The 9207-nt window shown below is 59.4% G+C and carries 8 protein-coding genes; 4 read left to right on the forward strand and 4 right to left on the reverse strand.

Annotated features, from left to right (window positions below; genetic code table 11):
* Window positions 1-214: 214 nt before the first annotated feature.
* Entirely contained in the window at window positions 215-484 is a 270-nt protein-coding gene (locus tag B2G71_RS23390) for an AlpA family phage regulatory protein (protein WP_098109066.1), read from the forward strand.
* On the opposite strand, the gene B2G71_RS23395 is transcribed toward B2G71_RS23390, so the two are convergent.
* Complete coding sequence (locus B2G71_RS23395; protein ID WP_098109072.1) at window positions 474-1730, reverse strand: tyrosine-type recombinase/integrase; 1257 nt, start codon at window positions 1728-1730, stop codon at window positions 474-476. The two genes, B2G71_RS23390 and B2G71_RS23395, sit on opposite strands and share 11 nt — an antisense overlap.
* A 319-nt stretch (window positions 1731-2049) precedes the next feature.
* Window positions 2050-3609, reverse strand: coding sequence for a glutamine-hydrolyzing GMP synthase (guaA, locus tag B2G71_RS23400; protein WP_098109067.1), 1560 nt, complete (start codon window positions 3607-3609; stop codon window positions 2050-2052).
* 524 nt (window positions 3610-4133) lie between these two features.
* On the opposite strand from guaA, the gene B2G71_RS23405 reads away from it, so the two are divergent.
* On the forward strand, window positions 4134-4442 hold the full coding sequence (locus tag B2G71_RS23405) for a UrcA family protein (protein WP_098109068.1): 309 nt from the start codon (window positions 4134-4136) through the stop codon (window positions 4440-4442).
* 370 nt (window positions 4443-4812) lie between these two features.
* On the opposite strand, the gene B2G71_RS23410 is transcribed toward B2G71_RS23405, so the two are convergent.
* Window positions 4813-5508 carry a zinc transporter gene (locus tag B2G71_RS23410; RefSeq protein WP_240530333.1) on the reverse strand — a complete coding sequence of 232 codons (696 nt, stop codon included), beginning with the start codon at window positions 5506-5508 and terminating at the stop codon, window positions 4813-4815.
* Window positions 5509-5931: 423 nt separating this feature from the next.
* Window positions 5932-6759 (reverse strand): universal stress protein, encoded by an 828-nt coding sequence (locus B2G71_RS23415; RefSeq protein WP_098109070.1) that lies wholly within the window; start codon window positions 6757-6759, stop codon window positions 5932-5934.
* 262 nt (window positions 6760-7021) lie between these two features.
* On the opposite strand from B2G71_RS23415, the gene B2G71_RS23420 reads away from it, so the two are divergent.
* Both B2G71_RS23420 and nhaA read left to right on the forward strand, forming a co-directional pair.
* A complete protein-coding gene (locus B2G71_RS23420) occupies window positions 7022-7501 on the forward strand; it encodes an Hsp20 family protein (RefSeq protein WP_098109073.1) in 480 nt (159 codons plus the stop codon).
* A gap of 134 nt (window positions 7502-7635) precedes the next feature.
* Window positions 7636-9141, forward strand: a complete 1506-nt coding sequence (nhaA, locus tag B2G71_RS23425) for a Na+/H+ antiporter NhaA (RefSeq protein WP_098109071.1) — start codon at window positions 7636-7638, stop codon at window positions 9139-9141.
* The last annotated feature ends 66 nt before the right edge of the window (window positions 9142-9207 follow it).

Consider the following 9207-nt stretch of genomic DNA (forward strand, 5'->3'; position numbering starts at 1 on the left):
TCGCCCAACGCCACCTCCAAAAGGCAGCCTTGAATCAACGCCCGATCCTGCTGTCAACCTTTGTCCACGAAACCTAGACGGCACTTGCCTTGGAGACGGCCCTTCCGATTTGCACGCTATAGCCCGATATTGCCGCACACGTTCACGCCAAGGCTTCAAATCGTCAGATCTATCGCCTTCTATCTCCACAAGAGCAGAAACGTGGAGTTAGAACATGAGCGCCGACCCGCATGTCGTCCGTAGAACAATTCGCCGGCAGCAGCTACGAGAGATCGTGCCGCTGGCCGACAGCACGATCTACGACATGGAACAGCGAGGGGAGTTTCCGCAGCGCTTCTATCTCACCTCGCGTTGCGTCGTCTGGGACCTGGCAGAAGTCGAAGCCTGGCTCGTCGCTCGACGCCGTGCCTCTCGGGCCAATGCTATCGAACGCGCTCCAAGTCCCGACGTGAGATTGCGCCGCTCACGGCCTGTCAAACACTAGGCTCGAACTCAAGCAGCTCCATCGTGGCCGGGAGCAAGGTCGGCACATACTTCCGACCCGCGACCCAAGCGTCCACCAGGTTGGACCACTCCTGCATCATATGCCGGCGCTGGTGCTCATACTCCGCCTTGTTGTAGACGCCACGCGAGGACCGTCCGTCCTCATGCGCCAAGCACTTCTCGATCCAGTCGCTATTGAAGCCGAGTTCGTTCAACAAAGTGGACCCGGTGCGTCGAAGATCGTGAACAGTGAAGGGCTCAAGTGGCAGCCCCTCCTTTTTCGCTCTAGCGACCACGGCGGTCGTGATCCGGTTGAACGTCGCCCGCGACATTGGCGCGTCAGCGTCATATCGCGACGGAAGGACATAGCGCGAATTGCCGGCGCAGGTTTTCAACGCGATGAAGATGTCGATGGCCTGCTGAGACAGGTAGACGTTGTGTGCCTTCGACCGCTTCATTCTTTCCTTGGGTATCGACCAGACGGCGTTCTCAAAATCGACCTCGTCCCAGGTGGCATCCTGGAGCTCGCTCTTCCTGACCATCGTCAGGAGGAAAAGCTTCATTCCCAACCGTATGGTCGGCAGTGTCGGCACATGCTCAAGCTGACCGAGCGTGACGCGGATCTCCGCGGGCGATAGGGACCGATCCTTCGGCACGAAGGTCGCGATGGACGCAGGCCCAACCTCATCCGCTGGGTTGGCGACCTTCTCGCCATGCAGGATGGCGAATGCAAAGATCAGCTTCACGATATCGCGCACATGGACGGCCGTGGCTGGAGCGCCGCGATCCTTCACTTTCCCACACATCATACGGAGATCGTCCGGTGTGATCTCCGTCAGGAGCCTGTTTCGGAATGTCGGCAGAATGTCGCGCTCGTAGATGGAGCGCCGCATAGCCCGCGTGCTGTCCGCCATGCGCGACTCCTGGAACCACTTTTCGCCGAACTCGCCGAACCGCTTCGCCTCCTTCAGTCGACGCTTGTCGTGTTGCTTCTCTTGAGCAGGCGATCGCCCCTCAGAAATGGCCCGCTTCGCATCGATTAGCTTCTCGCGAGCCCTGGCTAGCGAAAGGCCATCGGGACCATATCGACCGAGCGTCAGCGTCTCGCGCCGTCCGTTGAGCCGGTAGTCGTACCGGAATACGATGGCCCCTGACGGCTGGACCACGACGTACATACCGTCACGATCGCTCACCTTGTACAATTTTTTCCGTGATTTCAGTGCCTTAATGGCCGTATCGGTTAGCATGAGGGCCTCCAAATCTGTCCAAACAACAGCAGAGAGACGCCAATTATACCGTCAGGCCAAAACAGGGGTCGCTGGAAGCGACTTTATCCCATACTTTCAGATATTTATGGCCAAAAACCATACCGTCAGCAGCTCTCTTAGCCCTGACGGTATAAGGAAATCCCTGGCCGAACAAGTTCCCCCATACCGTCCGCTATACCGTCAAATCAGAGCATTGCTCCTCGATAGAGGGCGATAGACGCTGATAGTTTTATCGCTTGTTTTCATACAGATAGATCGCACCATGGCGTACAATCGGATACCGCCGGAGGGGTAAAAATCATTCCCACTCGATCGTGCCCGGCGGCTTCGAGGTATAGTCGTAGACCACGCGGTTGATGCCCTTGACCTCGTTGATGATGCGCGTCGCGACGCGGCTCAGGAAGCTGCTGTCGAAAGGATAGATGTCGGCGGTCATGCCGTCGGTCGAGGTGACGGCGCGCAGCGCGCAGACGCTGTCGTACGTGCGGCCGTCGCCCATCACGCCCACGGTCTTGACCGGCAGCAGCACCGCGAAGGCCTGCCAGATCGCGTCGTAGAGCCCGGCGTTGCGGATTTCCTCGAGGTAGATCGCGTCGGCTTTCCTGAGGATGTCGGCACGCTCGCGGTTCACTTCGCCGGGAATGCGGATCGCGAGGCCGGGGCCGGGGAACGGGTGGCGGCCGACGAAGATCTCGGGCAGGCCGAGTTCGCGGCCGAGTTCGCGCACTTCGTCCTTGAACAGTTCGCGCAGCGGCTCGACGAGCTTCATGTTCATCCGCTCGGGCAGGCCGCCGACGTTGTGGTGGCTCTTGATCGTCACCGACGGGCCGCCGGTGAAGCTGACGCTTTCGATCACGTCGGGATAGAGCGTGCCCTGCGCGAGGAAGTCGGCGCCGCCGATCTTCTTCGCCTCGTCCTCGAACACATCGATGAAGGTCTTGCCGATGAACTTGCGCTTGGCCTCGGGGTCGGTGACGCCCTCGAGGCCCTTGAGGAACAGCGTCGAGGCGTCGACGTGGACCAGCGGGATGTTGTAGCTGCCGCGAAACAGCGACACGACCTGCTCGGCCTCGCCCATGCGCATCAGCCCGTGGTCGACGAAGACGCAGGTGAGCTGATCGCCGATCGCCTCGTGGATCAGCACGGCGGCAACCGCCGAATCGACGCCGCCCGAAAGGCCGCAGATCACCTTGCCGTCGCCGACCTGGGCGCGGATTTCCTCGATCTTGGTCTTGCGGAACTCGGCCATCGTCCAGTCGCCGGCCATGCCGCAGACGTGGCGGACGAAGTTCTTGAGCAGCTTGGCGCCGTCGGGCGTGTGCACCACTTCGGGGTGGAACTGCATCGCATAGATGCGCTTGGCGTCGTTGGCGATCACCGCGAAGGGCGCGCCGGCGCTCGAGGCGACCGGGCGGAAGCCGGGCGCGAGTTCGGTCACCTTGTCGCCGTGGCTCATCCAGACCTGGTGCTTCTCGCCGACTTGCCAGAGCCCGTCGAACAGCGCGCATTCGTCGGCGATGTCGATGAAGGCGCGGCCGAACTCGCCGCCCTCACCGCCCAGCACCGCGCCGCCCATCTGGTGCATCAGCGCCTGCTGGCCGTAACAGATGCCCAGCATCGGCAATCCGCTCTCGAGGATCACCTCGGGGATGCGCGGCCCTTCGGCATCGAGCACCGAGGCGGGCGAGCCCGACAGGATCACGCCCACCGGATCGAGCCGCGCGAAGGCTTCCTCGGCGGACGAGAACGGCGCGATTTCGGAATAGACCCCGGCCTCGCGAACGCGGCGGGCGATAAGCTGCGTAACCTGGCTGCCGAAATCGACGATCAGGACGGATTCGGAGGCATGACTGCTCATGGCGGGGCGTTAATCTCGCGCGGTACGGGTGTCCAGATGGCTGAGCAGCGAAACGCGCCGCCCTGCGCGGGAACTGCACGAACGAATGATGTTTTTGCAAGCAAGATTATTACTTTGCGGGTTGCGTACTTTTCAACCGATCCTTAGCTGCCCCCTCGACAGATCGGTGGCTGAAACCGACGCGAAAACCAATGAGGAACCAGTGATGACTACGATGCACAAGGCCCTGGCCGCGGTTGCGGCTCTGGGTGCCAACGCGCTCGTCTTCGCGCTTACGCTTGCGTAACGCGAAACCGAAGAGCGAAGATCAGAAGGAGGCGGCCGCAAGTGGCCGCCTTTTTTGTGGCCCGTGAGCGACGGACCGCGCCGGCGGCCGGGCCTGTTCGCCCTGCGAGAATCGGCGAGCGAAGCGCCAACCTGTCACTTTCGAGCGGTTGCGATGGAAATGCCGCACTGCAACAGGAGCAGAGCAAAACACAAATGGATGTCCTTCGAAAGGCGGCAATCTTCGAAAGGACACAGCCATGAACAAGCTTATCGTTTCGGGACTTGCCGCTGCCTGCATCGCAGGTGCGGCTCCCGCTCCAGCCCTGGCCGCCCCGGTTGAGCGCCTGGTCGACAATGCCGGTCTCGACCTCACCAACTCCGCCGATTCCGCGCTCCTGCGCAAGCGCATGCGCAGGGCCGCCGCCAAGGCGTGCCGCGCCGAGTCACCGGTGATCGTCTATTACAGCTTCCAAAGCTGCGTGAGCGATACCCTTGCGCGTGCTGAGGCCCAGGTCGCCAGCCGGCGCAGCCATGCGCGGGCCGTGGCCGTCAAGTCGACGCACTGATCGGCGAGGCCCGGAGAAGGCGCTCCGCCGCGAGCCGCGATGGGACGCCTTGTTCGTGACCTCGATTCCCGCCGCGGACGAGTCATTGATTGAAAGCAAATGTCGCAGTTTACATTCTTGCACTGTGAGTTGTTGCTTTTTCTCTTGCAAAAATTACTAACCTAGCTTAGTTGTTGGTTCGTCGGAGGCGGTCGATTCGCCTCGCATGCCAAAGGACTTGACCATGACGAACATCCAGAAGTTCCTGGTCGCGGTTGTCGCGTTCGGCGCCCATGCGCTGGCGTTCTCGCTGACCCTCGCCTGAGGGCGCAACGCGACCGGGATTTGAGAAAGGCGGCCCTTCGCGGCCGCCTTTTTCGTACGCGCGCGCTCAACCGCCCAGATTGCCGAGCCAGAACGCCAGCACGACGCCAAGCGCCGTCGCGACACCGGCGAAGTGGTGCTCGTGCCTGAAGGCCTTGGGAAAGACCTCTGTCGCGAGACTTGCGACCACCGCGCCCGCAGCGAAGCAGCGGATCACCGCGAGCCAGTGCTCGCTCGCCTCGTCGAGCAGCATATTGCCCGCGATCGCCGCCACGGACAGAATCGCCGCGGTCGCCGCCCAGAGCCAGAACACCTGCATCTTCGTGTGACCCCGGCCGGCCATGTCGCGCGCGCCGCCCGCCGCCTCCGGCAGGTTCGACAGGAAGATCGAGCCCGCCAGCGCCGCGACTTCGGTGGGAGTGGCGCTGATCAGGGCGACGCCGAGCGCGAGATTCTCGGGCACGCCGTCGAGCGTGATCGCCGCCAGCAGGCCTCCGCCCGAATCCGAGCCCCATTTCTCGTCGATCAGATAGTCGGCAATCGCGAAGACGATCGCCCCGGACACGACTCCGGCGGTCGCGGTGAACAGGTTCGAACGCTCGATCGAGGGTTCGATCAATTCGGAGACGAGCGAGAGCACCAGCGAGCCGCCCGCCAGCGCGACGAGGAAGCCTTCGAGCCGGTCGCCCAGCGTGCCGAAAATACCCCAGGCCGCGCCCGCGAGCAGCGCGCCCGAAACCACCAGCACGACGATCAGCGTCATCACCATGTCGTGACAACCCGTCCGCGCGGGAGCTGGTTCCGGCTATTGAACCTGCCGGCCGGGACGCGGGGGCGAACCAGCAGGAATGATCGCCGGGCTAGGCGCCCGTGCGCTTCCAGCGAAAATACCAGATTTTAGCTTCTTGCGCAATTAGTATGTTGAAAAGAAAGAGTATTTTGAGATTTATAGGCTCCAGATGGCGGTTTGAGCAATCACCCAGCAATCACCGCAACTGAAATACCAGCGAAGGTCCTTAGGATGTTCGCGGACAGCACGCGGATTTATACCCGCCTGCATAATGGTCCGAGGTGCGTGAATAGCCCCGCTGACCCCTGAATGGCCTAACCGAGCGGAAAGATTAGATATACCGCAACTGCGACGACGCGAGCGAGCGATAGTTCGCTCTACGTTAAGGGGGCAGGCTTAGCGAGCTAGCAAGACAGGCACACGTGCATCCTCAATAAGGTCGCGAGTTACGCCACCAAGGAAGATCTCGCGAACGCGTGAGTGGGCATAGCCACCGATAGCTACGAGATCCGCTCCATCTGCTAATGCGAATTGCTCCAAGACATCTGACACAGAGAGGCCGCCCGAGACTTCACGGTGAACCTCGACCGCGAAATCATGGCGAGCAAGATGTCTGGCGATGTCACTTCCCGGTGCTGGGCCATGTCCCTCTGGAGTAGGTTCGGGATCCACCAAAACGACATCAACTCGAGCCTTGGTTTGCGCAATCAGCAGCAGTTCTCGTGCTGCACGGCGTGCTTCCCCTGAGGCATCCCAGCCAAGGACCGCGTGATTGATTTGCTCTAGGCTGGAGTTCTCCGGAAGAATCAGCACGGGCCCTCCAAGGGAGAGGAGAACCGTTTCGATAATATAGCGACGCAATTTCTTGTCATCATAGGCATTTGAAGGACCAACCAGGACTATGTCCGCATAGCGGCCCTCCATTCGCAACGTTCCATGCGCGAATCCTGGATCATCCGCCATGCCCCTCACTTCGACGGGAACCGCTGCGCCGCGCAGGGTCTGCTTCAATTGATCGAGCTGGGCTTCCTGATCAGCATGCATCTCGTGGAGAGCAAGGGGATATACGTCGAATGGGTAGAGGCCAACCAGGCCATAAAGATCTCGCGTCAGCAACTTTACGGCCAGATGTGCCTCATGGGCCTCGGCGAACTTGACCGCCCTCTTCAGAAAGCTTTTCGACGCCTCGACGTCGTCCACAACTGCAACCAGATCCTTCAGCATCGCTCGGCCTTCCTCAACGTTCGTTCGGTCGAATACTCTCTTGGCAGCGACATTGATGAAGTTGGCTACAGCTACACTGACTTAGGTCAGGGCAACCTGATATGATCCAAGCTTAGGCTTGCCTCCACTAATCTTGAAGTTGAATTGAGCCGTCCTAGATCCTCTAGGCCGGATGCTGCTTTCGGGTCCGGTGGACATAGAGAGCGCCGGCTCTCACTTCCGGCGTTTCTCATGCCCAGATTGCTCACAGGAGGATTTGGAAATGAGAACAAGTATCGATCTTACACCATATCGGCGTTCGACCGTCGGTTTCGATCGCCTTTTTGACCTGCTTGACAATGGGGCAGGTCATGACGTCGCCGGAGACTATCCACCCTATGATCTCGTGCAGCTAAGTGAAGGTACCTACCGCATTGATGTCGCGTTAGCGGGATACAAGCGAGAAGACGTCGAAATCGTTGCGCAGCAGAACCTACTCACTGTGAAAGGGGAGCGCGGGCAGGAGAATGAGCTGGGAGCGATTTTGCATCGGGGTATTCCTATGCGCTCCTTCGAGCGCCGTTTCCAACTTGCAGATTTTGTGGAAGTCGAGGCGGCAAAGTTCGAAAATGGCCTTCTCAGCATAACGTTGAAGCGCGTGCTCCCTGAGGCAATGAAGCCGCGCAAAATCGAAATCAGCTCTGGCGAAGCAATGCCAAGCGGTCTCAGTGCGAAAGGGGCCCCAGAACCAGAAGCTGTATGACTGTCGGACATAGACGCTCGCTGATCCCATCCTGGTGATGGGAAACGCTGAGCCGTGCCAGAGGAGTGGAGGAATAGCAGGTAGCTATTCGCAATCTGCTCTTTTGGCGTCCAGTGGAACGCGGATGCTATGGTATGGAGAATCAGTCCGAAGTTCGCATAGCCTTTGGGGCGCCGAAGCCCCTTTCGCCCTTTATCCATCGTCTCTTGTCGCCAGCTCAGCAGTTCCAGAAGACGGAGTTTGCTGGGGGTGCGGTTCTGCTGATCGCAACGATCTTTGCCCTCGTTTGGTCTAACTCTCCATGGAAGTCGGCGTATTTCCATTTCTGGCAGTCGCCACTGTCGTTGCAATTGGCGACTTTTCAATTGTCCAAGCCCTTGCTCCTGTGGGTCAACGATGCCTTGATGGCGGTGTTCTTTTTCGTCATCGGCCTCGAAATCAAGCGTGAGATTCTGGCCGGTGAATTGGCAAACCCGCGCAATGCCTTTCTTCCCCTGATTGCCGCATTCGGCGGAATGATCATTCCCTCGGCGGTCTATGCTGCCACTGTTCAACTGATGGACGGCGGCCAAGACGCACTTCGCGGATGGGGTATTCCAGCTGCCACGGATATCGCGTTTTCTCTCGGCGCCCTTTCTCTTCTCGGCGCGCGGGTTCCAGCATCAGCCAAGGTCTTTCTCACCACATTCGCCATAGCGGATGACATAGGTGCGACACTGATCATTGCCCTTTTTTATACTGGCGCCGTCAAGGTTGGCGCCCTCCTCTGGGCAGCATTAGCCCTTTGCATTATGTTCGTCGGCAACCGGCTCGGCATCCGGGCTACGACATATTATGCGATTTTGGCTTGCGGCGTGTGGTTCGCATTTTTGAAGTCTGGCGTACATCCAACCATCGCAGGCTTTCTGGCTGCTTTCGCCATTCCTTCCTTTCGTCGCATAGAGCCGATGAAGTTCTTGGATGATGCGCGCAATGTTCTCGATGAATTTGAGAAGTCGATTATCAGTCGCGAGGACAGATATCAGGAAAGATCATCTCAGGCCCAGCAGTCCCATTTCGCTTCAGTCGAACGGTCGGCAAGGATCGTTCAAACGCCCTTGCAGCGGCTGGAGGCTGCGCTCCATCCGTGGGTAGCATTCGTGGTTCTTCCAGTCTTTGCGCTTGCCAACGCGGGAGTCACTTTCCCTGCAACACTCGATTCTATTTTGGTGCTGATGTCGCACCCAGTCACGCTAGGCGTTCTGGCTGGTCTTGTGATCGGTAAGCCTTTGGGAATTTACGGAGCAACAGTGCTCGCTGCGAAGACCGGTTGGTTTCAGCTTCCCCGGCAACTGGACCGAACACATCTCCTTGGCCTCAGTTTTCTAGGCGGCATCGGTTTCACCATGTCCATCTTCATAGCTTCGGTCGGTTTTGGATCAGGACATGGCGGAGGTCAGGGTGCTGGGCATTTCGAAGTTGCAACATTTGGACGTGGCCAGGAATACAGCCACCATGCTGGTAGCCCTGTCGAATCCTCAGCAGCCAAACTGGGCATTCTCTTCGGTTCGATAATTGTCGGTGGGATCGGCGTGGGTTTCTTGTCCCGAAATTCTCATCGGACCGCTCGTCGGGATGCACAAAGAGCTAGTCGTCCGTGAACAATGCGATTTTGGCTCTGGGACGGCGCAGGGCCATTCGCGGCGGGCTGTGGCGAGCTGTTGTGG

It is taken from the genome of Novosphingobium sp. PC22D (genome assembly GCF_002556635.1).
Taxonomy (GTDB): domain Bacteria; phylum Pseudomonadota; class Alphaproteobacteria; order Sphingomonadales; family Sphingomonadaceae; genus Novosphingobium.